Consider the following 22848-nt stretch of genomic DNA (forward strand, 5'->3'; position numbering starts at 1 on the left):
CGGTGCGCGCCTGCCGATCCACCCGCAGGGCGACTTCGATCACCGCCCCGCAATCCATGGCATAGCGCGCCGTGCCATCCTCAAGCCGATCAATCACCGCCTTGACCGAGGCTTCGGCATTATCCTGCACATGGCCCATATAGCGATCCACCACAGCAAGCCCATAAAGATCGACGAGCCGCCTCACCTCGGCCACGCCCCGCTCATTGGCGGCCAGCTTCGCCTTCAGATCGGCGATATTCTGATCGGGATTGCGCGCGGGCCATGGGCCTTCGCCCAAACCCTTGCGGAGATCATCCTCCAGAAACCGGCCTTGGTGGCGGATCAGGCAGGGGGGGATCAGCACGCCTTCTTCGCGGATATCCTTTGATTGCGCCGGCATCGATCCCGGGGCGATGCCCCCGATATCGGCATGATGGCCGCGCGAGGCGACATAAAACTGCGGCTCCCTTTGTGTGCCGCCCCCCTCATCGCCCCCCTCATCGCCCTCCATAAAAACGGGGGTGACGACAGTAATATCGGGCAGATGCGTGCCGCCATTGAAGGGATCGTTCATCATCACCGCATCACCGGGATGAAATTGCCCCGCAAAGGCGGCCATCACTGCCTTTACGCTTTCCCCCATCGAGCCCAGATGCACCGGCATATGGGGGGCATTGGCGATCAGATTGCCATTGCGATCAAACACCGCGCAGGAAAAATCGAGCCGTTCCTTCATATTCACCGAATGGGCGGTGCGGGCCAGCACCACCCCCATATTTTCCGCCACGCTCATGAACAGATTATTGAACACCTCGAGCAGCACCGGATCGGGCTTATCCTCATCACCCGTGCGCATCCGGCGTGCCGCCACCCGCTCCATCAACAGATCATCGCGATCGGTACGCACCGCCTGCCAGCCGGGCTCCACCCCATAGGTTCCGGTATCATCCAGAATGACCGCGGGCCCTGCTATGGGGCGATCCACCGCCAGATCCTGCCGCCGATAGAAAGGCGCCTCTAAAAGCGCCAGCCTGCCATTCTCATCCCGGCAGGTGATCGGCCGATGCTCCAGCGGCTGATGCGATCCCGAACAGGCCTCAAGGGCCAGAGCGCTTTTCTCGCCCTTCGCCACGGCCTCCACGCTCACCGCATCCACGATCATCGGGCGGCCTTCATCAATGAAGCCGAAATTCTGCCGATGTGCCGCCTCGAAGGCCAGCTTTGCCTTCGCCACTGTTTCAAAGGGTACCAGAAGGGTGCTGTCGCTGCCGCGATATTTCACATGGACCTGACGTGTGCACAGGATCGCCTCGGCGCCTAAATCAGCGCCCGGATGATCCGGTGGCACCAGCTGATCGGCCAGAGCAGCGCGGGCTTCGCCCTCGATCTGATCAAGGGATCGGGTGATGGCCGCCTCATGATCATCATCCAAAGTCAGATCAGCCGCCTGCTCGCGCAATTCCCGCAGATCGGCAAGGCCCATCCCCAAGGCCGACAAAACCCCCGATAAAGGATGCAGCAAAACCCGCGTCATCCCCAAAGCATCGGCCACTAAACACGCATGTTGCCCCCCCGCCCCGCCAAAAGCCACAAGGCTGTAGCGGCTGATATCATGGCCGCGTTCAACGGTGATTTTTTTGATCGCCCGGGCCATATGCTCCACCGCGATGGTGATAAAGCCCTGCGCCACCGCCTGCGCCGACATTTCAGCACCCTGCTGCGCTGTGATCTTTTGGGCCAGCGCCTCAAAAGCGGCCACCACGCCATCGCGATCCAGCTTTTGCGCCTGATCCGGGCCAAAAATGGCAGGGAAATGATCCGGGGCCAGAATGCCACGCATCACATTGCAATCGGTGATCGTTAAAGGCCCACCCTTGCGATAGCATAAAGGCCCGGGATCGGCCCCCGCCGATTGCGGCCCGACCCGCAGGCGCTGACCATCAAAGGAACAGACCGAGCCGCCCCCCGCCGCCACCGTGTGGATCAGCATCTGCGGCACCATCAGCCGGGCCCCGGCAATTTCCGCATCGAAACTGCGCTCATAAGCCCCGGCATAATGGGAAACATCCGTTGAGGTGCCCCCCATATCAAAGGCGATCACCCGATCATGACCGGCAGCCAAAGCCGTTTCCACCGCCCCCACAACACCCCCCGCAGGCCCCGATAAAATCGCATCCCGACCGCGAAAATGATCCGCCTTGGCCAGGCCCCCCGATGAGCGCATGAAAAAAAGCGGCACGCCCCCCAAAGCGGCATCGAGCCGGCTGACATAGCGGCGCAAAACAGGGTTGAGGCCGGCATCCGCAACGGTGGTATGCCCCCGGGGCACCAGCTTGATCAGGGGGGCCACATCATGGCTCATGCTGATCTGCGCGAACCCCGCTTCCCGCGCCAGTTCGGCCGCCCGCTTTTCATGGGCGGTAAACCGATAGCCATGCACAAAGGCAATCGCCACCGCCCGCAGCCCGGATCGCCGAGCCGCCTGCAAATCGGCCAACAAGCGCTCTTCATCCAGTGGGATCAGGATCTCGCCATCCGCCGAACAGCGCTCATCCACCTCGATCACATGGGAATAAAGCGGCGCGGGGCGGCGAATATCCAGATCAAACAGATGCGGCCGATTTTGCTGGCCGATCCGCAAAGCATCGCCAAAACCGCGGGTGATGAGCAGCGCAACCGGCTCGCCCTTGCGCTCAAGCAGGGCATTGGTGGCCACCGTGGTGCCCATGCGGATGCCGGAAATTTCGGCTTTCGGAAAAGGCGCATCATCAGGCACCGCCATCAAACGCCGCATCCCGGCCACCGCCGCATCATCATAATGATCGGGATTATCTGATAAAAGCTTGGTGCTGATCAGGGTGCCATCGGGCCTGCGCCCGATGATATCGGTAAAGGTGCCCCCCCGATCAACCCAGAATTGCCATTGGCCATCCGACACCGCATGTTCCCCGCTCGGCTGAGAAAATATTTTGCTGCCATGGCTTATGAATCATAAGCGCAACAAAACAGAGCTAAGCGCCACGCAGAACAAACTTCAAGCCTTGTCGGTAAAATGATTGCCGGATCAATCGCCCCGGATCAATCGCCCCGGATCAATCGCCGGTAAAACCTTTTTTCAGGCGATCATCCAATGTGATGCAATCGAAATCGCGCAGGGCAAATTGAATCCACAAGCCTGCCAGAACGGGTATCGCCGCCCAGAACAAAAGATTGCCATCAAATCCCACCAGATACACCTTCCATGAGGCCACTGTGCTCACCGCATGCATCAAAAAGACCAGCAGATAGCTGAAGGTTTTCATGAAACCCAAAAGAAAAGCGATGAGAATGATCCCCTGCACCAGCCCCAGAACCCAGGTCAATTCCGCCGCCAGATCAACGCCATAGAAATTCGAGAAAACCCCCGCCGTGTGGGCGGGATTGACGAATTTATCCAGGGTCCAGATTCCCATGAACAGGAAAACGGCAATCCGTTGAAGCAATAATGGAAAAGCGGCTTTATTGGTGCTTGTCGAAATCATATCAGGTCCCTGTTTCTCCCATAGAACAAAACCCTATTCTGTGTGGGGGGGGAACGACAATGAACCTCTTATCACAACCCCGTGTATATTCATGGAAATATGTGAAACGATTTTGCTGGAACCCATAAGCAGCGAAGGCTAGATAAACATCATGTCGATTTGGGACTCATTATTTTCCGCCGCATCCGGCTTGCTTCGCCTTATCACGGGAAGTGAGAATGAGGATGATGCAACCCGAAAGATCACCTTTACCATCGGGGTGATCGCCTTATCCGCCAAAATGGCCAAGGCCGACGGACAGGTGACGGAAGATGAAGTGGATGCCTTTCGCGCCATTTTCGATATTCCCCCCCATGAATTGAAAAATGTGGCCCGGGTCTATGATATGGCGCGGCAGGATACCGCCGGTTTCGAGGTTTATGCCAAGCAGGTGGCGGCCCTGTTCAAGGATCGTGCCATTATTTTAGAGGATCTGCTCGACGCCTTGTTTCATATCGCCCGAGCCGATGGTTCGGTGCATCCTTCAGAGCTTGATTTCCTGCACAAGGTGGCGGGCATTTTCGGTTTTAGCGATGCCGAATTCGAAGCCCTGTCGGCGCGCCATATCGGCACGGATCGCAACAGCCCTTATACGGTTCTGGGCGTTTCACCCGATATTGCCGATGCCGATCTCAAAGCCGCCTATCATCGACTGATCAAGGAAAACCATCCTGATCGCCTGATGGCCATGGGCCTGCCGCGCGAATTCATCAGTGTTGCCAATGATCGTTTGGCTTCCATCAATGCCGCCTATGATCGGGTAAAAGCCCAAAGAAACCAGTGATCATGCCGCCAAAACGCATCCTATCCCGGACTGCCGCATGAGCCTTGGCCATATCCTGTTTGTTTTGCTCATCACCCTGCTTTGGGGGGTGAATTTTGCGGCCATCGCGGTGGCGGTGGATCATTTTCCGCCCCTTTTGGCCAATGCCATACGCTTTGCCATGGTTTTGGCGGTTCTGTTTCCTTTTTTAAAGCCGGTCAGGGGGCAGATGAAAATTCTGCTGTCCCTTGCCTGTATTTTGGGGATTTTCCATTTCGGTAGTGTTTTTCTGGCGATGGCGGTGTCTGCCGATCTGGCCCCCGTCGCGATCATTGCCCAAACCAATGTGCCTTTTGCAGTGATTTTGGCGGTTCTGTTTTTAGATGAGCGAATCGGCATCTGGCGGATTTCCGGCATTGCCCTTTCCTTTGCCGGCGTCGTGGTTTTGGGGTTCGAGCCGGGGGGCACCACCACCCTCACATCTATCGGCCTTGTTTTATTTTCCGCCTTTTCCTATGCCGTGGTGGCGATCCTGATGCGCCGGATCAAAGGGGCCCATCCCATGACCGTGCAGGCATGGACCGCTTTGGCCGCCATTCCCGGTTCGCTTTTTTTATCGTCACTTTTCGAGTTTGGCCAAGCTGAAGCCTTGTTCGCAGCCCCATGGCAGGCCTATGCGGCCATCGCTTATTCCGCCCTTGGGGCCTCGATTCTGGGCCATGGCGGGATGAATTATCTTTACCAGAAATACCCGGTCACTCTGGTCAGCCCCTTTTTGCTGATGGCGCCGGTTTTTGCCGTGCTCACCGCCGTTTTATTCCTTGAAGAACATCTGAGCATCAGCGATCTTCTGGGCGGCGCGATGACCCTGCTTGGTGTTTTGATCATCAGCCTGCGGGCCCGACAAAAAGCCACCAACCGCCCCTGATCTGCCACCCCTGATCTGGATATAGAGATGGATAGCCACCTGACCCAAATCCATCGGCCTTCGCCCAATTTCGGCCCCCGTCATCCGCTTTTGGGGCGGGATCTCCCCGATCTTGTGGTGCTGCATTATACCGGCATGATCAGCGCCAAAGCCGCGCTGGCCCGCTTATGCGATCCGCGATCCTTAGTTTCGGCGCATTATCTGATTGATGAGGATGGCACCCTTTATGGGCTGGTGGCCGAAGATCATCGCGCCTGGCACGCGGGCAAAAGTTGCTGGGAGGGGATCAGCGATGTGAATAGCCGATCCATCGGGATCGAATTGGTCAATCCCGGCCATGGCTTTGGTTATCGGCCTTTTCCCACGCCGCAGATTGATCGGCTGATCGCCCTGCTGCACGATATCCGGCAGCGCCATCCCATCGCCGATTGGCATCTTCTGGGCCATAGCGATGTGGCCCCGGCCCGCAAAATCGATCCCGGAGAGCGCTTCCCCTGGGCTTTGCTGGCCCGACACGGTTTGGGCCTTTTTCCCGAAATCAAAGCCCTTGGCTCGGCGTGCAATATTTCTGTCACAGACTTGCAATATGACTTGATGGCCTTCGGCTATGATCTCGACCCTAATGGCCTTTATGATCATAAAACCATGCAGATCGTGCGGGCCGCACAGCGTCATTTTACGCCCGATCATATCACCGGGGTGGCGCAGCCGGCGCTGGTCGCATTTTTAAAGGCCCTATGTTATGCCAAAGCCCAACAGGGCAAGGTCACAGACGAACAGGAGTTTCCATGACACTGCTTAAAACCGCCTGCACAGGCTTTGCTGCTTTTTTATGCATGGCAGCCTCTGCACCCGCTGATAGCGGCTTTCGGGCGGTTGCAAAAGATCGCCCCACGCTTTTGGCACAGGCTGAATTGGAAACCCCCAAAGCCTCGGCGCAGATGATCGAAAGCTGCCTGGAAAATCCCAATCGCACCTGCGCTTTGGCCTCGGCCCTTTTGGTCACCGCCGAAGAAGAATTGCCTATCGCCCGGGTTGATACGCTGATCGCTTTGGGCAAAAGCTTTGCGCGTATCGGGGATCAGGATCGCGCCGCCCAAACCCTTGATCTGGCCCTTGAGGCCGCGCGCGATATTGGCATTTCCATCGGCACCGAACAAAAGCTGGCCCTGATTGTCGGGCCGCTCACCGAAATCGGGCGCAGCGAAGAGGCCATCGCCATCGCCTCCGACCTTAATGATCGTTTCCTGAAAGCCGATGCCTTTGGCGAGATTGCTCTCGCCGAGGCCCGGCGCGGCAATATCGCCGCCGCACTGGATCATCTCGATCGCATCACGGAACCGCTGCTGGCTTTGCGTTCAACCGTATCGATGATCGAATGGCTGGCCAATGAAGATCAAAATGATGCCGATCTTCCGGTATCCGCCCTGATGGATCGCCTTGATAATCTTGATCATGATCTGCTCAAGGCTTTGGGGGAAACCCGCCTCGCCCGGATCGAGGCAGAGCGCGGCCAGCCCGAAACGGCCCGGGATCTGATCGCCAAAGCCAGCGAAGCCCTGGGCGCTTTATCCCTCAATCATGAACGGGCGCGGCTTTATGCCGGGCTTGCCCTGGCCAGCCAGGCGCTGGGGGACCAAGCCAGTTACGAAGATTATGCGGATCGGGCGGCGAATCTGGCAGCGGGGGTGCGATCCGATTATGATCGCCCCATCGCCATTGCCGATGCCGTTCATGCTCTCACCCTTGGTGGCCATATTGATCGCGCGGCAAAGCTTGCGCAATCCGTCACGGGCCTGCGTGAACAAAGCGCCCTGATCCGGCGCTTGGCGGCTTTGCCCGGTTCCCGGCCCATTGTGCAGGCCTTGAGCGATCATCTGCTTGCCCTGCTGACCGAAGAAGATTCGCGTTTCGAGCGGGATCGGGCGCGGGTCGCCATGGCCGAGGCTTTGGGCGATGTAGCGGCTATCGAGCAGGCCACCCGCATCATTGCCGCCATCGAAAGCGATGATGCCCAGGGGCAGGCTTTGGCGGTTTTAGCGCGGTCCTTATAGGCTTTTATAAGGGTGGGGGCTGCTTATTCCCCCTCATCCGCCTCTGTGCCAAAAAAGCGCACCAGATCAGCAATATTCGGGCGCGGGCGTTCGGTAGGCTGTGCTGCGGCGCTGCCAAAAAACAAAAATCCGGCGATCCGGTCGCCTGAACCCAAGCCCAAATGGCTGTGCACGGCCGGGCTATATGCGGGCCAATCGGTTAGCCACTGCCCCACATAGCCCAGCATATGCGCTGCCATCAGCATCGCCATGGCGCTGGCCCCGGCGGAAAGCTGCTGTTCCCATAGCGCGATGGGTTTGGCATCCGATGGGCAGGAGGCCAGCACCACCAAAAGCGGGGCCTGCCGGGCAAAGCCTTCCATCTTGGCTAATTGGGCTGAGGTGCAATCGGGGTTTTCCTGTTGAAAGGCCCGTATGATGATCGCCGACAGGGCTTCTTGCCCTTCGCCTTCAAATACGAAAAACCGCCAGGGCGTGAGCTTGCCATGATCGGGCACGCGCATGGCGGCTTCTAAAATCCGGGCCAATGCCGGGGCATCCGGCCCCGGGGCGATCATATCCCGGGTTTTCACGGATCGACGGGTCAATAAAACATCGATGGCTTCGGGTCGGGCCTTATTCAATGACATGGAACGTTCTCTGGTTGTCTTTAGCGGGATGAACCCTAAAATAGATTAAGCGCATTTCTCTCAAAGGAGGACCGTCATGAAACGCTGGCCCACATATTCGTTGCTGATCCTTGGCTTGATGGCCCCGGCTCAACTCAGCGCACAGATACAAGATCCATCCGAACAAAAGCAAGATAGGGCGCAATGGTCGGCAGAAAGCGGCACATTGGATCGTGATCTTTCGATCCGCCTGCCCAAGGGCTTCAAGGCCACCCTGTTTGCCGATGATCTGGGCCGGGCCCGGCATCTGGCGGTACGCGCCGATGGCACGGTTTATGCCTCGCTCTATGGCGAAAAGGATGGCGGCTGGCTCTGGGCGCTCAATGATGATGACGGGGATGGCAAGGCGGATCGCCAGAAACTTTTTGGCGATTATGGCGGCACCGGTCTGGCGATCCATGATGGTTGGCTTTATTTCAGCTCGGATACCAAAATCGGCCGCTATAAGCTTGGGGATGAACCCATGCCCACCAGCGCCCCGGAAACAATTGTCAGCGGCTTTCCTGAACAAAATACTCATGCCACCAAGCCCATGACCTTTGATGGCAAGGGGGCGATGTTTGTCACGGTTGGCGCGCCTTCCAATGCCTGTCAGGAACGCGCCCGCACCCCGGGCAGTATGGGGCTGAAGCCTTGCCCGCAGCTAGAACTTCAGGCCGGAATCTGGCGTTTTAATGCCAATGAAACGGGGCAGGTGCATGGCAAGGATGGCAGCCTTTATGCCACCGGTATTCGCAATGGGCTGGCCATGGATTGGAACAAAAGCGCCGATGCCCTTTATTTCCTCAGCCATGGCCGGGATCAATTAAGCCAGCTTTTCCCGCAATATTATAATGATCAGCAAAATGCCGAATTGCCTGCGGAAGAATTTCACAAGGCTTATGAAGGCAGCGATCATGGCTGGCCCTATAGCTATTGGGATCATATCCGGGGCGAACGGATGGTGGCGCCGGAATATGGCGGCGATGGCAAAACACCGGTCAGCGATGCCGATTACGTCGAACCGCTCAGTGTTTTCCCCGGCCATTGGGCACCCAATGATCTGGTTTTCTATGATGGTACGGCTTTTCCCGATGCTTTCCGGCATGGCGCGTTCATTGCCTTTCACGGAAGCTGGAATCGCGCCCCCCTGCCCCAGGCGGGCTATAATGTCGCCTTCATCCCCATGGATGCGGAGGGCACGGTGACCGGCGAACCCATCATTTTTGCCGATGGTTTCAAGGGAACGGATGAACTCGCCTCGCCCCGCGCCGCCAAGCATCGCCCGACCGGCCTTGCCATTGGCCCCGATGGTGCTCTTTATATTGCCGATGATGCCGCAGGGCGGATCTGGAAGGTGACCTATGAAGGCCGTTAAGGTCATTCTTGGCGGGCTGCTGCTCGCCGTCCCGGGGTCGCTTGCAGTGGCGAACGACGACAGCCTGAACAGCCATGGCAGGACGGTTTATGAGCAGCATTGTCTGGTGTGCCATCAGGCCGATGGGGGCGGCGTTCCCAATATGCAGCCCGAATTATGGTCATCGCCCCGGCTCAATGGTCCGGCTCCGGCGCTGATCCGCTTCATCTTGCATGGCAGCGCCGAACTGCCCCCCGAGCAGCGCAGCCATGATAATATCATGCCGGGCTTTGCCACGCTTATTGATGAGGATCTGGCCGCCCTGTTGAGCTATCTGCGCCAGACATTCGATAATGATGCCCCCGCCATCACAGCGGCGCAGATCGCCAGGGTCCGCGCCGCTGAACAGATGTCGGCAGATGACAATTAAGAAACTATAAAGTACAAAATTATCAACCAATGAGAAACTTTAGGTAAGTTTTTTTGTTGACATAGACATAAAATCCCGTACCCTGATCTCGTTGCATTCTATTTTGCAATTGCGGTCCCGATGCAATAGAGCGCCGCGTTCGTGGTTTTTTCCTGATCGTGCGCTTGAGCATTCCCCAAACTTCACCCGCTGTGTTCTTCACAGCGGGTTTTTTTATGAGCACAGCGGTTTTTTGATGGCAGATGCACAGTCCTGACTTGCACAATATATTCATATTCGATATGTATAAATCTGTTATATGAATAACTCCGACAGTCAGGACATCCCATGTTGAAAAAGCGCATTCCCCTCACCATCCTTGCCGTGCTGATGATGGGCGCCGCCCCATCCTTGGCCGAGCCCATCACCCAACAACGCGACCTGCCCGCCTTTGAAAAAATCCGCATCAAGGGGGCAATGGATGCCAATATCATGGTTGGCGGAAGCCAATCGGTTGCCATCAGGGCTGAACAGGATGATCAGGACCGCATCAAAACCAGCGTCAAAGACAAAACGCTGATCATCGATATGAAGGGCCGATTCCAGTCATCCGATAAATTGCTGGCCACCATCAGTGTGCCCAATCTTAATGCCATCATGATCGATGGATCATCGGATGCCACCATCAAGGGTATTAAAACTGATCGCTTCTCTGCCGAGATCAGCGGCTCGGGCGATATTATGGCCGATGGCACCTGCGGATCCGCCGATTACGAGATCAATGGCTCCGGGGATATCGATATGCGCGCCTTGCGCTGCGATCAGGTGGCCATCGAAATCAATGGCTCGGGCGATGCCGATGTCTATGCGGGCAAGGGCATCACGGTCGAGATCAATGGCTCGGGTGATGTGTCCGTAGCGGGCAAGCCACTGGTCAAATCCGTCTCGATTTCAGGGTCGGGCAATTTTGAAATGCATGATGGCGAATGAGGGCTTGATGCCCACCATGGCCCCTAAAGCCTCGACCGCCACAGCAGATGGCTTGCACTTGGCGGCCCAGATAGGCACACTCCCCCGCGGGCAAATAAGACACCATGGGGAGATGACACAATGCGCTTATTCGAATTAACCGGCAGCGATGAGGAACTGAGCTTTTCCCCTTATGTGTGGCGCATTCGCATGGCGCTGGCCCATAAGGGGATCGAGCCCGAGCGGGTTTTTACCCGCTTTGGCGATAAATCGGCCTTTGCCCCTTCGGGCTCATCCACTGTGCCGGTGATCGAGGATCAGGGCCAATGGGTCAGTGATAGCTGGGCCATCGCCTGCTATCTGGAAGACAGCTATCCCGAACGGCCTTCGCTTTTTGGCGGGGCTATTGGCCGGGGGCAGGCTTTTTTCATGAAAAACTGGGTGGACCGGACGATTCTGGCAGGCTTGTTCCCGATGTTGGCGGCCGATATCTGCGCCTGCCTCGACCCCGAGGATCAGGACTATTTCCGCACCAGCCGGGAAAAACGCCTTGGCTGCCGTTTGGAAGACGCAAAAGCCAATCGCGAACAGGCCTTGCCGCGCTTTCGCCAAAGCCTTGATCCCCTGCGCGCCACCTTGAAGGATCAGCCCTTTATCTGCGGCGATCACCCGGCTTTTGCCGATTATCTGGCCTTTGGGGCTTTTGTTTGGGCCCATTGTTGCTCTGATTTTCAGATTCTGGCTGATGATGATCTGATCTGCCAATGGCGATCGGCGATGTTTGATCTTTATGGCGGCCTTGCCCGCTCGGCAAAAAGAGCCGTTTAGCGGCCTTTATTGATCGTCTTCATGTCCTAAATAAGAGAGGCGGCGGGACGTTCAGCCCTGTTCCGTTTGCCCAATTTTTCACCAGGATTTCATATGCACGAGAATAGTTTGATCAAAGCCCGCGGTTTGAGCCGCGCATTTGGCCCTTTTCTGGCTGTGGATGGTCTCTCCCTTGATGTTGGAAAAGGCGAGGTTCTGGGCTTTCTGGGCCCCAATGGCGCAGGCAAAACCACGAGCATGAAAATGCTCACCGGCTTTTTGCCGGCAACAGCGGGCGATGTCGAAATCTGCGGCATCGATATCAAAAAAAATCCCGTTGCCGCCCGCCGCCATCTTGGTTATCTGCCCGAAGGGGCCCCCCTTTATGACGATATGACGGTGGATGCTTTTCTCCATTTCATCGCCCGGGCGCGGGGGTTGGCAGGGGATGCGGCGGATCGGGCCTGCCAAAGGGCCGCGCGCGCCGTCAATCTTCTCTCGGTTCTGGGCCAGCCCATCGATACCTTATCGAAAGGCTATCGCCGCCGGGTGGGGCTCGCTCAGGCCATTGTACATGATCCCGATGTGCTGATCCTTGACGAGCCCACCGATGGCCTTGATCCCAATCAGAAATATGAGGTCCGGCGTCTGATCGAACAGATGGCCCCGCATAAGGCGATTTTGATCTCCACCCATGTTCTGGAGGAAGTGGAAGCCCTGTGCACCCGGGCGGTGATCATCGATCGCGGGCGGATCGTGGCCGATGGCACCCCTTCAGAGCTCAAATCCCGATCCCGCTATCATCATGCCCTGATGATCGAAATCGACGAGAAGGATGCCGCACAAAGCCGCGCGGCTTTGGCCGACCTGCCCGGGCTTTCAGACATCGAACAGCTTGATGGACATGGCCTGAGCCGTCTCACCCTCTTTCCCGAAAAGGGGGGGGATATTCTGGATGCCGCCCGCCAGCGTCTTGGGGATCAGGGCATCATGATCCGCCAGATTTCGCTGGAGGCCGGACGGCTCGATGATGTGTTTCGGGCGCTCACGCATAATGATCTGGAACAAACACGCATCTCGACCACGGAGGACGCCGCATGACATCCGCCATGAGAAGCATTTTCCGCCGGGAATTTTCCAGCTATTTCGCCACTCCCGTGGCTTATGTGTTCATCGTGATCTATCTGATGCTTTCGGGGATCTTTACCTTTTATGTGGGGGGATTCTACGAACGCGGGCAGGCTGATCTATCCCCCTTCTTTACCTATCAGCCCTGGCTGTTTTTGTTTTTGATCCCGGCCATTTCCATGCGCCTGTGGGCCGAGGAACGCAAATCGGGGACCATCGAATTGCTGCTCACCTTGCCTTTGGGGGTGATGGATGCACTTTTGGGCAAGTTTCTGGCCGCCTGGGCCTTTACCAGCATTGCCCTTTTGCTCACCTTTCCCATCTGGATCACGGTCAATTATCTGGGCGATCCCGATAATGGGGTGATTGCCGCCAGCTATATCGGGGCCATGCTGATGGCCGGGGGCTATTTATCCATTGGGGTGGCCATGTCGGCGCTCACCCGCAATCAGGTGATCGCCTTTGTGCTGGCCATCGCATTTTGCTTCATTTTCACCATGAGCGGCTTGCCCATCATCCTCAATTTTCTGGATGGCTGGGCGCCTGACTGGTTCATCACCCTGATCGCCAGCTTTTCCTTTCTCACCCATTTTTCCACCTTGTCGAAGGGGGTTCTGGATGTGGGCGATCTGCTCTATTTCTTCAGCCTGATGGCTTTGTGGCTGTTTTTGGCCCATGTGATCATCGATGCCAAAAGGGAGGATGGCTGATATGTCGAAAACCATGTTTTCATCCCTGCTGGTCGGGGCTTTGGGGCTGATTTTATTCATTGCGGTGAATATCATCATCAATCAGGGTCTGGGCTCGGCCCGGATCGATCTCACCGAAGATCGGCTTTATTCTATTGCCGATGGCACCAGAACCGTGCTGGATGATCTCGATCGGCCCCTTAATATCAGCTTTTTCTTCTCCCAATCGGTGGCCCGGGATTATCCGCAGATCTTTTCCTATGGCCAGCGCATCCGCGATCTTTTGCGCGAATATGTAGCGCTGTCGGATGGGATGCTCAATCTGGAGATCATCGAGCCCGAACCCTTTTCCGAGGCCGAGGATCGCGCCGTGGCCGCAGGCCTGCAGGGCATCCCCACCGCATCGGGAGAGCAGATCTTCATGGGGCTGGTGGCCCGGGATCTGACCGATCAATCTGCCCTCATCCCCTATTTCAGCCAGGATCGGGCGGATTTTCTGGAATATGATCTGACCAGGCTGATCGCCAATATCGCCAATCCGGAAAAGCCGAAGATCGGCCTGATCACCAGCCTGCCCATGATCCCCACCGATTATGCGGGGCCGGGCAGGCCCGCTCAACCGGGCTGGATGATTTATGAACAGCTCGATCAGCTTTTCGATATCGACAATCTTGGTGCTGATTTCACCGCCATTCCCGAAGAAACCGAGGCCCTTTTGATCGTTCATCCACCCGCGCTAGATGATCGCCAGCTTTATGCCATCGATCAATTTGTGATGGCGGGCGGCCATGTGGCGCTGTTCACCGATCCTTATGCCGAAAGCACTTCGGGCTTTGATCCGATGATGGGTCTGGGCATGGGCGGCGCGCCGGAAAGCTCGTCATTGGCAAAACTCACCACGGCTTGGGGCTTTAAGATCACCGATGATCAGGTGGTTGGCGATGTGGATCTGGCCCAACGGGTGAATATGGGCAGTGGCGGACCCCGGGCGGTGCGGGATTATCCGCTTTGGCTTGCGGTGCGTGCCGAAATGATTGCGGGCGATGATCCGGTGAGCGCCAATCTCGAACAGATCAATCTCGCCAGCAGTGGGGCCATCAGCCTTATCGAGGGATCGGGTTTGACTCTTGAGCCGCTTGTCTCCTCAAGCCCGGTCTCGGCCCTATTGCCCGGTTCTGTGGCCCGGGGGATGCCCGATCCCGATCAGGTGATGCGGATGATCACCCCTGATGATCAAAGCCATGTGCTGATCGCCCGGCTCAGCGGGGTGCTCAACAGCGCCTTTCCCGATGGTCCGCCTGCAAATGATGAAGAAGACCATGATGATGAGGGGACACAGGAAAGTGGAGCACAAACCCATCTCGCCCGATCACAGGGAAAGATCAGCCTGATCGTGGGCGCAGACAGCGATTTTTTCGATGATCGCTTCTGGGTGCAGATACAGGAATTTTTTGGCGAGCGCATCCCCGTGCCCATTGCCGATAATGCCAATCTTTTGATCAATGCGATGGAACAGCTCAGCGGTTCTGAAGCGCTGATCGGCCTGCGCAGCCGGGGGGTGACCCAGCGCCCCTTCAGCCGGGTTGAAGCCATTCGTCGCCAGGCGGAAGCCCGCTATCGTGAAAAAGAAGAAAATCTGCAAACCGAACTCGCCCAAACTGAAGCGCGACTGGCCGATCTGCAATCCGCCACCATGGATGGAGAAGTGCGCTTTTCCACCGAGCAGGATGCCGAAATCCAGCGCTTCCGCCAGCGGACCCTGGAGATTCGCCAAGACCTGCGGGAAGTTCAGCGCAATCTGATCGAAGACATCACCATGCTGGGGCGGACTTTGGCCCTGATCAACATCATCCTCGTGCCGGCTCTGCTGATACTCCTGGCACTGGGGCTGGGTTTCTGGCGGCGTCGGCTGCGCGCGCGAAAGGGCATTTCATGACTGAAAAACAAACATCCATTCTGGGCTTTCTCACCCTTTTTGCCGTTTTGGCCGCAATCTGGCTGATTTTGGGCGAAAACAAGCCCACCCAGTCCATGCGCGATGAACGCCTGTTTCCCGATCTTTCACAAAAACTGCAGGAAGTAGAGAGCATCACCATCAGCGATCCCGGCAATAGCGTGCAGCTTATCCGCCGCGATGGCCTGTGGCTGATCGAGGAAAAACAGGACCATCCGGCGGATCAGGCCCTGATCGGCAGGCTTTTGCGCAGCCTGGCCGATGCCCGTATCAAGCTTGCCAAAACCAGCGATCCGGCCCTTTATGATCGCATCGGGCTTGATCCTGAGCAGGCCACGCGCCTGAGCCTGATGGATCAGGCTGGAGAGACGATGGCAAGCCTTGGTATTGGCAACCGAGAGGCAAATAATCGCCAGTTCGACAGCTTTGTGCGCCCCCTTGATGGCCCCCGCAGCTATCTGGTGAAGGGCCTGCCCGAAATCCGCCCGGAAGCATCAACTTGGCTGGATCCGGTTATTTTCCAGCTTGATCAAACCCAGATCGCCGGTATCGAGATCGTCCATCGGGATGGCGAACGCATCCTGATCAAACGCGATGATCCCGGCGATCCGCTCGGGCTGACCGATCTTGCCCCGGATGAACAGCCAAAGCCCACCATGCCCGGCAATCTGGTGGCCGCAGCCTTTAGAGAATTGCGCGCCGAAGATGTGCGCCCGGCATCTGATTTCACAGAACAATCCGCAAAAGCTTCAATCGGGCTGGTGACATTCGAGGGCGACAGCATGGATATGACGCTTTATGAGGCGGCGGATGAAACGGGGGATATGTGGGCGATTCTCACCATGGATGCGGCCCTTGATCAACAGGCTATCAGCCTTGATCGGGCCCGCTGGGCCTATCGCCTGCCCGCCGCCGCATCCTTTTCCCTGATCAAATCGCGCGATGATCTGATAACAAAAGATGGCGGGAAAAAGGATGATGGGGCTTGACCCCGCGCGCCGCCGCCCCAAATCCACATCATCATCATGAACAAGCCTGACCGGATCGGCATAACCAATCCGGGTGCCCCTCAGCATCCGGCGATAAAAGAGGATAGAGGATGACACGGCAAGCCCAGATAGACCGAGACCATCAGCCCGCCGCCGAAAAGCCCAAAAACAATGAGGAACGGCGCGGTTTTGAAGCGGAAGTCTCTCGCCTGCTGAAGCTGATGGTGCATTCCGTTTATTCTGATCGCGATATCTTTTTGCGCGAACTTGTCTCAAATGCCTGCGATGCCTGCGACAAGTTGCGCTATGAAGCGCTGACCAAACCCGAGCTGCAGGCGGGCGAAGGCGATTTTGCCATCCATATCAGCATCGATAAAAAAGCATCGATCCTGCGGATTTCCGATAATGGGATCGGAATGGATCATGATGATCTGATCAATCATCTGGGTACCATTGCCCGCTCGGGCACCGCCGCATTTCTGGAGAAGGTAAGCGGCGATCAAAAGCCCGATCTCTCCCTGATCGGGCAATTTGGCGTGGGCTTTTATTCCAGCTTCATGGTGGCGGATAGCGTGCGGGTGATCAGCCGCAAAGCTGGCAGTGCGGACGCCTGGGAATGGGAAAGCGATGGCGAGGGCAGCTATGTGATGCGGCCAGCCAGCCGTGATCAGCATGGCACCAGCATCGATGTGCATCTGAAAGCCGATGCCAAAGAATATCTGGAGCCATCCCGCCTGCGCACTATCCTGCAGCGCTATTCCGATCACATCTCGGTGCCGATCTATCTGGATGATGGCGATCCCAAATCCGACCAGACTGCGGATGAAACCCCAAAGCCGGTGAATGATGGCTCGGCCCTTTGGGTGCGCCCGAAATCAGACATTACCCCGGACCTTTATACCGCCTTTTACCAGCATGTGGCCCATGCCCATGATGAACCGGCGCTGGTTCTTCATACCAAGGCAGAAGGGGTGATTTCCTACACCGCCTTGCTGTTCATCCCCCAGAACCGGCCGATGGATCTGTTTGATCCGGCGCGCAAACCCCGGGTGAAGCTTTATGTGAAGCGGGTGTTCATCAGCGATGACAATGATGAGCTGTTGCCCGGCTATCTGCGCTTTTTCAAAGGGGTGGTGGATAGCGAGGATCTCAGCCTTAATATCAGCCGGGAAATGCTTCAGCAAAATCCGGTGGTGCGCCGCATCCGCAAGGCCCTGACCAACAAGGCTTTGGCCGAACTTCAAAAAACTGCAGATAAAGACAGCGACCGCTATGGCAAAATCTGGGATGCCTTTGGCGCGGTTTTGAAAGAGGGGCTTTATGAAGATGCCGACCGCCGCCCGGCCCTTTTGAAGCTGGCGCGTTTCCGCTCCACCCATGCGGACGGTTTGATCTCGCTGGCCGATTATCTGGGGCGAATGAAGGACAATCAAAAAGCCATCTATTATGTGACCGGCAATGATCTGGCCGCCGTCCGACGCTCCCCACAGCTCGAAGGCTTTCGCGCCCGGGATGTCGAGGTTTTATTGCTCTGTGATCCGGTGGATGAATTCTGGCTCTCGGCGGTCAATGCTTATGAAGACAAGCCCTTCAAATCGATCACCCGTGGGGGCTCTGATCTGAAGGATCTGGAGCCAAAAGACCCCACTGCGGATGCGGAGACAAAAGATAAGGATGCCAGCGATCGCCATGATGCCGCGATTGACAGCCTCATCACCGCGCTCAAATCCCTTTTGGGGACGCAGATATCGGATGTGCGGAGTTCGGATCGGTTGACACAAACCGCTGCCTGTCTTGTTGCCGAAGACAATGGCCTTGATCTGCATCTGGAACGCATTTTGCGCCAGCATCAACAGCTTGATCAGATGGCCATGGGCAAAATCCTTGAGATCAACCCCGATCACAGCCTGATCAAAGCCATGGCCGCCCAATGCGCCAGCAAAGAAGGATATGACCGCTTGGCAGACAGCGCCGAACTGCTGCTGGATCAGGCCCGCATTTTAGAAGGCGAAGGCCCCAGCGACCCCACCGCCTTTGCCCAGCGCCTTGCCCGACTGATGGAGCAGGGCCTGCCCAGCCAATAAACGGCGCGGCGTTCTACGCGACATCGAAGGCCAAAGAAAACGCCCGCAGCCTGAGGACAGGTGCGGGCGTTTTGTTTTTCGGACAGTGGGGCGGAAAAGCCAAACTCAAGCCCAAATCAGGCTTTCTCATCCTTACCAACCCAAGGCATCGCGCCTTTTTTGATGGGCCGCCAGATCCGGCGATTGGTGAGATAAAGCAGCACCACGAAAATCGACATGAAAATCATAAAGGAAAAGCCGATGGATTTGCGTTGTTCCATCGAAGGCTCGGCAAGCCAGGCCAGAAAAACCGTCACATCCTTTGCCATCTGCTCAACGGTAGCTTCGGTGCCATCTGCATAGCCAACCATGTCGTCATAAAGGGGTTGGGGCATGGCGATTTTGTGACCGGCCATATAGGCATTGTAATATTGCCCGGGTGCCAGTTCGATATCCGCCGGTGGCTCTTCATAGCCGGTGAGCAGGGAATAGAGATAATCAGCGCCCCCCGGCCGGGCCTTCACAATCACCGATAAATCCGGGGGATAGGCCCCACCATTGGCCGCACGGGCGGCATTCTGATTGGGGAAAGGGGCCGGCATCCGATCCGAAAGCTTGCCCGGACGCTCGAACATATCGCCAAAATCATCGGGGCCATCGGTGATCTGATATTCTGCGGCAATGGCTTTGGCCATCTCCTCGGAATAGCCAATGCCCTCAAGATTACGAAAGGCAAAATATTGAGCGCTATGACAGGATGAACAGATTTCCCGATACACCTGAAAACCGCGCTGGGCTGCAGCCCGATCAAAGGTGCCGAAAGGCCCTTCAAAGCTGAATTCAATATCTTTCAACTTCACCGCTTCGCCCGCCGCCAGAGCAGAGGGAGCCAATCCGAGATTGGCAAATCCCAGGCTGGCCACAAGGCCAAGGATGAACGTTTTCTTGATGCGCATTGCGTTTTCTCCTGGCCCTGTCATTCAGCCGGCTGGGCGGCTGGTTTCGCCCCTGCCTTATCACCCAGAACCGCTTGCGCGATCGACTGTGGCAGAGGTTTTGTTTTTTCAACTTTCCCAAGGATCGGCAGGATCAGCAGGAAATGCGCGAAATAATAGGCCGTTGCCAACTGCCCGATTAAAATCCAGGCCCCTTCCGGCGGATAGGCACCGACCACACCCAGCACCACGCAATCCACCACCAGAAGCCAGAAAAACATCTTATAGGCCGGGCGGAAAATCGCCGAACGGATTTTCGAGGTATCGAGCCAGGGCAGGAAGAACAAAAGCCCCACAGCGGCAAACATCAGCAACACGCCGCCCAGCTTATCGGGCACGGCCCGCAGGATCGCGTAAAAGGGCAGGAAATACCATTCCGGCACGATATGCGCGGGCGTCACCATGGGATCAGCCGGAATATAATTATCGGGATGGCCCAGGGAATTGGGCATATAAAAAACGAACAGGCCGAAAAAGATCAGGAAAACCCCAACGCCCAGCGCATCTTTTGCGGTGTAATAAGGATGGAAGGGCACCTGATCCTGCGGCCCTTTCACATCAATGCCCAAAGGATTATTCGATCCCGGCAGATGCAAAGCCCAGATATGCAAGATCACCACACCCACAATCACGAAGGGCAACAGATAATGGAGCGAGAAAAAGCGCTGCAAGGTGGGTTCATCAACCGAAAAACCACCCCATAAGAAGGTGACGATCTGATCGCCCACCAAGGGAATGGCGGAAAACAGATTGGTGATCACCGTGGCGCCCCAAAAGCTCATCTGCCCCCAGGGAAGCACATAGCCCATGAAAGCGGTGGCCATCATCAACAGCAGGATCACCACGCCCAGCATCCATAAAACCTCGCGCGGGGCTTTATACGAGCCATAATAAAGGCCGCGAAAAATATGGATGAACACCACGATAAAGAACATCGAAGCGCCATTGGCGTGAATATAGCGCAAAAGCCAGCCATAATTCACATCGCGCATAATATGCTCAACAGAATTGAAAGCCCCCGCAACGGTGGGGGTATAGTGCATGGCCAAAACGATGCCGGTGGCGATCTGAATGACCAGACACAAACCGGCAAGGCTGCCGAAATTCCAGAAATAATTGAGATTACGCGGTGCCGGATAGCCGGCCCCCAAGGATCCATGAACCAAAGACAAAATGGGCAGGCGGTCATCGAACCAGCGCAGCGCACCATTTTTGGGCTTGAAGCTTCCCGTTGACATTCTTTAACGCTCCTTAGCCGATCAAGATACGGTCGTCGCTGATGAATTGATAATCCGGAACTTCCAGATTGAGGGGTGCCGGGCCTTTGCGAATCCGCCCTGCGGTATCATAATGCGATCCATGGCAAGGGCAGAACCAGCCGCCAAATTCACCGGCCTCGCCCAGCGGAATGCACCCCAGATGGGTGCACACGCCCACCATCACCAGCCATTGTTCATGGCCGGGTTTGGTTCGCTCCGCATCGGTTTGCGGATCACGGAGATTGGAAATATCAACCGCTTTCGCTTCCGCCACTTCTTTTTCGGTGCGATTGCGCACGAAAACCGGCTTACCGCGCCACATCACCTTGATCGACTGGCCGGGTGCAATGGCACTGATATCCACCTCGGCAGAGGCGAGGGCCAAAGTATCCTTTGATGGGTTCATCTGATGGATGAATGGCCACACGGCATAAGCCGCGCCCACCGCCCCCATCGCTGTCGTGGCGATATAGAGAAAATCACGGCGTGTGGTGCCGTTTTCATCGCTCTGTTCAACCGTGCTCGGGTTGCTGCTCATCTTTTCGTCCCACTCCTCGCCCCAATCATGCCGTACAAAGCTTTTCAAACCAGAGACTGAAAGGCTTCGCTTCCCGTTCCGGGCCGATTTGAAGGCCCGTTTCTGGTAAAAATATCACGTCTATCTATCGTTATCCGACACCCGCTCCTATGCGACAAGGGGTCACGCAGGGGCCAACACCGCCAAGAGACAGCCGGATCAAAGATAAGCGAGGTTTAGCCGGACCCTAGACATATTGCAATATTTAAACCCGCGACCCCTTTGGATCGGAAGATTTTGCGTGTTCATATCGTCTTGATGCCACCCGCCTGCAGCTGACCCGGCCCGCAGGGGCGATCCGCTTTATCTGGGCGCTCTATTCGGCAAAAGTTTATAGCGCTGTGATCTTAGCGCGTGATCTGGCTGCTTCTTAGCCCGCCTTGAACAGAGCCTCCACCCGATCCGGATCGGGCAAAGTGCCCCGCCGCCCAACGCTGGCGATGCTCAGCGCCCCTTCAGACAAAAGCCGCTCGCACACCGAAACCAAAGCGCGGGCATCCACCGCCTCTACCTTTGCCACCATTTCTTCGGGACTGATGAAGCGATCAAACAGATGATATTGCCGGGCCATATGTTCGATCCGGGCCGATGTGCTTTCAAGAGACATCAAAATCCCGGCCTTCAACTGTGCCCGGGCACGGGCGATTTCAACTTCAGGGGCATGATCGGCCATGGCCAGCATTTCACCGGCCATAACCTGCAAAAGTTCGCCCGCCTGTTCGGGGGATGTGCCGGCATAAATCCCGAACAATCCGCAATCCACATGGGAATTGAGGAAGCTGTAAACCGTATAAGCCAGGCCGCGCTGCTCTCGCACCTCCTGAAACAGGCGCGATGACATGCCGCCGCCCAGAAGGGTCGAGAAAACCTGGCTCGCATAATAGTCGGGATCATCAAATGAAACCGAAGGAAAGCCCAGAGTGATGTGCAATTGTTCCGTTTCACGGTCCTTATGATAGGCCCCGCCCTGATAGCGGGCAGGCTCGAAGGGCGTGGGGCTGCCCGTGGGGATGGCGGTGAAAAGATTTTCCGCCAAATCCACCACCGCCTGATGATCGATATTCCCGGCCACGCTGAGGATGGTATTATCGCTGCGATAACGGCTTTTCAAAAAGCGCTTGACCGCATCGGCCTGAAATCCCCGCACCCGTTCGCGGCTACCTAATATGGGCCGACCAAGGGGCTGATCGGGATAGGCCACATCCTGCAGATAATCATGAATGATATCATCGGGCGTATCTTCCGCCTGCCCGATTTCCTGCAACACCACATCGCGTTCGCGATCAAGCTCAAGAGGATCAATCTGGGCATTGAGAAAAAGATCGGCGAGAATATCCATCGCCAAAGGCACATCATTTTTCAAAATCTTGGCATAAAACATCGTGTGATCGCGCGAGGTATAGGCATTGAGATGGCCGCCCACCGTCTCGATTTCCTCGGCAATATCGCGGGCACTGCGCCGGGCTGTCCCCTTGAACAGCATATGTTCCAAAAGATGCGACATCCCGTTTTCAGATGCCGCCTCGCAGCGTGCCCCGCTATCCACCATCAGCCCGATCGAGGCGGATTCCACCGATGGCATATGATCCGTAACGACCCGCAAACCGTTGGACAAACGGGTGAGTCGGGGCGCGCCGTGATCCTGTTGGCTGGCATCAGGGTGAAATTGATTGTGAAGCACGTCTAAATCCTTGATCTTGCAGTCGGCTATATGGTTC

General features: G+C 56.5%; 20 protein-coding genes. 13 read left to right on the forward strand and 7 right to left on the reverse strand.

Annotated elements, in window-relative coordinates:
* Both AQ1_RS09790 and AQ1_RS09795 read right to left on the reverse strand, forming a co-directional pair.
* Positions 1–2920 (reverse strand): hydantoinase/oxoprolinase family protein (locus AQ1_RS09790; protein WP_042086761.1); only part of this gene is annotated, 2920 nt, incomplete at its 3' end.
* Positions 2921–3074: 154 nt separating this feature from the next.
* Positions 3075–3503, reverse strand: a complete 429-nt coding sequence (locus AQ1_RS09795) for a hypothetical protein (RefSeq protein ID WP_042086763.1) — start codon at positions 3501–3503, stop codon at positions 3075–3077.
* Between the two features lie 151 nt (positions 3504–3654).
* Here AQ1_RS09795 and AQ1_RS09800 point away from each other — a divergent pair, with 151 nt between their 5' ends.
* Genes AQ1_RS09800 through AQ1_RS09815 form a run of 4 tightly spaced genes read left to right on the forward strand, consistent with a single transcriptional unit; the run spans position 3655 to position 7287 of the window.
* The gene (locus tag AQ1_RS09800; protein ID WP_042086765.1) at positions 3655–4326 is read left to right on the forward strand and encodes a molecular chaperone DjiA; all 672 of its coding nucleotides are present in this window, start codon (positions 3655–3657) and stop codon (positions 4324–4326) included.
* A gap of 37 nt (positions 4327–4363) precedes the next feature.
* Entirely contained in the window at positions 4364–5233 is an 870-nt protein-coding gene (locus AQ1_RS09805) for a DMT family transporter (protein ID WP_042086767.1), read from the forward strand.
* A gap of 27 nt (positions 5234–5260) precedes the next feature.
* Positions 5261–6025: an N-acetylmuramoyl-L-alanine amidase gene (locus AQ1_RS09810; protein ID WP_042086768.1), complete on the forward strand. Its 765-nt coding sequence runs from the start codon at positions 5261–5263 to the stop codon at positions 6023–6025.
* Positions 6022–7287, forward strand: coding sequence for a hypothetical protein (locus tag AQ1_RS09815; protein ID WP_042086769.1), 1266 nt, complete (start codon positions 6022–6024; stop codon positions 7285–7287). Before AQ1_RS09810 ends, AQ1_RS09815 begins: the two co-directional genes overlap by 4 nt.
* Before the next feature lie 23 nt (positions 7288–7310).
* Here AQ1_RS09815 and AQ1_RS09820 read toward each other — a convergent pair whose 3' ends face one another.
* Positions 7311–7916, reverse strand: a complete 606-nt coding sequence (locus tag AQ1_RS09820) for a nitroreductase family protein (protein WP_042086770.1) — start codon at positions 7914–7916, stop codon at positions 7311–7313.
* Between the two features lie 76 nt (positions 7917–7992).
* Here AQ1_RS09820 and AQ1_RS09825 point away from each other — a divergent pair, with 76 nt between their 5' ends.
* From AQ1_RS09825 to htpG, 9 genes are all read left to right on the forward strand, one after another.
* Positions 7993–9312 (forward strand): PQQ-dependent sugar dehydrogenase, encoded by a 1320-nt coding sequence (locus AQ1_RS09825; protein ID WP_052371180.1) that lies wholly within the window; start codon positions 7993–7995, stop codon positions 9310–9312.
* Complete coding sequence (locus AQ1_RS09830) at positions 9299–9721, forward strand: c-type cytochrome (protein WP_052371181.1); 423 nt, start codon at positions 9299–9301, stop codon at positions 9719–9721. Before AQ1_RS09825 ends, AQ1_RS09830 begins: the two co-directional genes overlap by 14 nt.
* A 327-nt stretch (positions 9722–10048) precedes the next feature.
* Entirely contained in the window at positions 10049–10690 is a 642-nt protein-coding gene (locus AQ1_RS14585; RefSeq protein WP_052371182.1) for a head GIN domain-containing protein, read from the forward strand.
* A gap of 120 nt (positions 10691–10810) precedes the next feature.
* Positions 10811–11497, forward strand: a complete 687-nt coding sequence (locus AQ1_RS09840; RefSeq protein ID WP_042086772.1) for a glutathione S-transferase N-terminal domain-containing protein — start codon at positions 10811–10813, stop codon at positions 11495–11497.
* A gap of 93 nt (positions 11498–11590) precedes the next feature.
* Entirely contained in the window at positions 11591–12577 is a 987-nt protein-coding gene (locus tag AQ1_RS09845) for an ABC transporter ATP-binding protein (RefSeq protein WP_313980149.1), read from the forward strand.
* Positions 12574–13314, forward strand: a complete 741-nt coding sequence (locus tag AQ1_RS09850; protein WP_042086774.1) for an ABC transporter permease subunit — start codon at positions 12574–12576, stop codon at positions 13312–13314. The genes AQ1_RS09845 and AQ1_RS09850 overlap by 4 nt, the downstream gene beginning before the upstream one ends.
* A 1-nt stretch (position 13315) precedes the next feature.
* A complete protein-coding gene (locus AQ1_RS09855) occupies positions 13316–15229 on the forward strand; it encodes a Gldg family protein (RefSeq protein WP_042086816.1) in 1914 nt (637 codons plus the stop codon).
* Complete coding sequence (locus tag AQ1_RS09860) at positions 15226–16236, forward strand: DUF4340 domain-containing protein (RefSeq protein WP_042086776.1); 1011 nt, start codon at positions 15226–15228, stop codon at positions 16234–16236. Before AQ1_RS09855 ends, AQ1_RS09860 begins: the two co-directional genes overlap by 4 nt.
* 110 nt (positions 16237–16346) lie before the next feature.
* Positions 16347–18320, forward strand: coding sequence for a molecular chaperone HtpG (htpG, locus tag AQ1_RS09865; protein ID WP_081837256.1), 1974 nt, complete (start codon positions 16347–16349; stop codon positions 18318–18320).
* Positions 18321–18436: 116 nt separating this feature from the next.
* Here the strand turns inward: htpG and AQ1_RS09870 are convergent, their stop codons facing one another.
* The 4 genes from AQ1_RS09870 to AQ1_RS09885 all read right to left on the reverse strand — a co-directional run bounded on the left by AQ1_RS09870 (position 18437) and on the right by AQ1_RS09885 (position 22811).
* Positions 18437–19255 (reverse strand): cytochrome c1, encoded by an 819-nt coding sequence (locus AQ1_RS09870; RefSeq protein WP_042086778.1) that lies wholly within the window; start codon positions 19253–19255, stop codon positions 18437–18439.
* Positions 19256–19275: 20 nt separating this feature from the next.
* Entirely contained in the window at positions 19276–20532 is a 1257-nt protein-coding gene (locus AQ1_RS09875) for a cytochrome b (protein WP_042086780.1), read from the reverse strand.
* Positions 20533–20545: 13 nt separating this feature from the next.
* The gene (petA, locus tag AQ1_RS09880) at positions 20546–21091 is read right to left on the reverse strand and encodes a ubiquinol-cytochrome c reductase iron-sulfur subunit (protein ID WP_042086782.1); all 546 of its coding nucleotides are present in this window, start codon (positions 21089–21091) and stop codon (positions 20546–20548) included.
* 409 nt (positions 21092–21500) lie between these two features.
* On the reverse strand, positions 21501–22811 hold the full coding sequence (locus AQ1_RS09885) for a M16 family metallopeptidase (protein ID WP_313980137.1): 1311 nt from the start codon (positions 22809–22811) through the stop codon (positions 21501–21503).
* Positions 22812–22848 lie beyond the last annotated feature (37 nt).

Origin of the sequence: Iodidimonas nitroreducens (genome assembly GCA_000710935.1) — a bacterium.
GTDB classification, from domain to species: Bacteria; Pseudomonadota; Alphaproteobacteria; order Sphingomonadales; family Rhodothalassiaceae; genus Iodidimonas; species Iodidimonas nitroreducens.

Coding starts and splice junctions, on each gene's coding strand:
- AQ1_RS09795 (WP_042086763.1), bottom strand. CDS start 3,503: ATGATTTCGACAAGCACCAATAAAGCCGCTTTTCCATTATTGCTTCAA.
- AQ1_RS09825 (WP_052371180.1), top strand. CDS start 7,993: ATGAAACGCTGGCCCACATATTCGTTGCTGATCCTTGGCTTGATGGCC.
- AQ1_RS09820 (WP_042086770.1), bottom strand. CDS start 7,916: ATGTCATTGAATAAGGCCCGACCCGAAGCCATCGATGTTTTATTGACC.
- AQ1_RS09845 (WP_313980149.1), top strand. CDS start 11,591: ATGCACGAGAATAGTTTGATCAAAGCCCGCGGTTTGAGCCGCGCATTT.
- AQ1_RS09860 (WP_042086776.1), top strand. CDS start 15,226: ATGACTGAAAAACAAACATCCATTCTGGGCTTTCTCACCCTTTTTGCC.
- AQ1_RS09830 (WP_052371181.1), top strand. CDS start 9,299: ATGAAGGCCGTTAAGGTCATTCTTGGCGGGCTGCTGCTCGCCGTCCCG.
- AQ1_RS09875 (WP_042086780.1), bottom strand. CDS start 20,532: ATGTCAACGGGAAGCTTCAAGCCCAAAAATGGTGCGCTGCGCTGGTTC.
- AQ1_RS09855 (WP_042086816.1), top strand. CDS start 13,316: ATGTCGAAAACCATGTTTTCATCCCTGCTGGTCGGGGCTTTGGGGCTG.
- AQ1_RS09850 (WP_042086774.1), top strand. CDS start 12,574: ATGACATCCGCCATGAGAAGCATTTTCCGCCGGGAATTTTCCAGCTAT.
- AQ1_RS09805 (WP_042086767.1), top strand. CDS start 4,364: ATGAGCCTTGGCCATATCCTGTTTGTTTTGCTCATCACCCTGCTTTGG.
- AQ1_RS14585 (WP_052371182.1), top strand. CDS start 10,049: ATGTTGAAAAAGCGCATTCCCCTCACCATCCTTGCCGTGCTGATGATG.
- AQ1_RS09800 (WP_042086765.1), top strand. CDS start 3,655: ATGTCGATTTGGGACTCATTATTTTCCGCCGCATCCGGCTTGCTTCGC.
- AQ1_RS09870 (WP_042086778.1), bottom strand. CDS start 19,255: ATGCGCATCAAGAAAACGTTCATCCTTGGCCTTGTGGCCAGCCTGGGA.
- petA (WP_042086782.1), bottom strand. CDS start 21,091: ATGAGCAGCAACCCGAGCACGGTTGAACAGAGCGATGAAAACGGCACC.
- htpG (WP_081837256.1), top strand. CDS start 16,347: ATGACACGGCAAGCCCAGATAGACCGAGACCATCAGCCCGCCGCCGAA.
- AQ1_RS09810 (WP_042086768.1), top strand. CDS start 5,261: ATGGATAGCCACCTGACCCAAATCCATCGGCCTTCGCCCAATTTCGGC.
- AQ1_RS09815 (WP_042086769.1), top strand. CDS start 6,022: ATGACACTGCTTAAAACCGCCTGCACAGGCTTTGCTGCTTTTTTATGC.
- AQ1_RS09840 (WP_042086772.1), top strand. CDS start 10,811: ATGCGCTTATTCGAATTAACCGGCAGCGATGAGGAACTGAGCTTTTCC.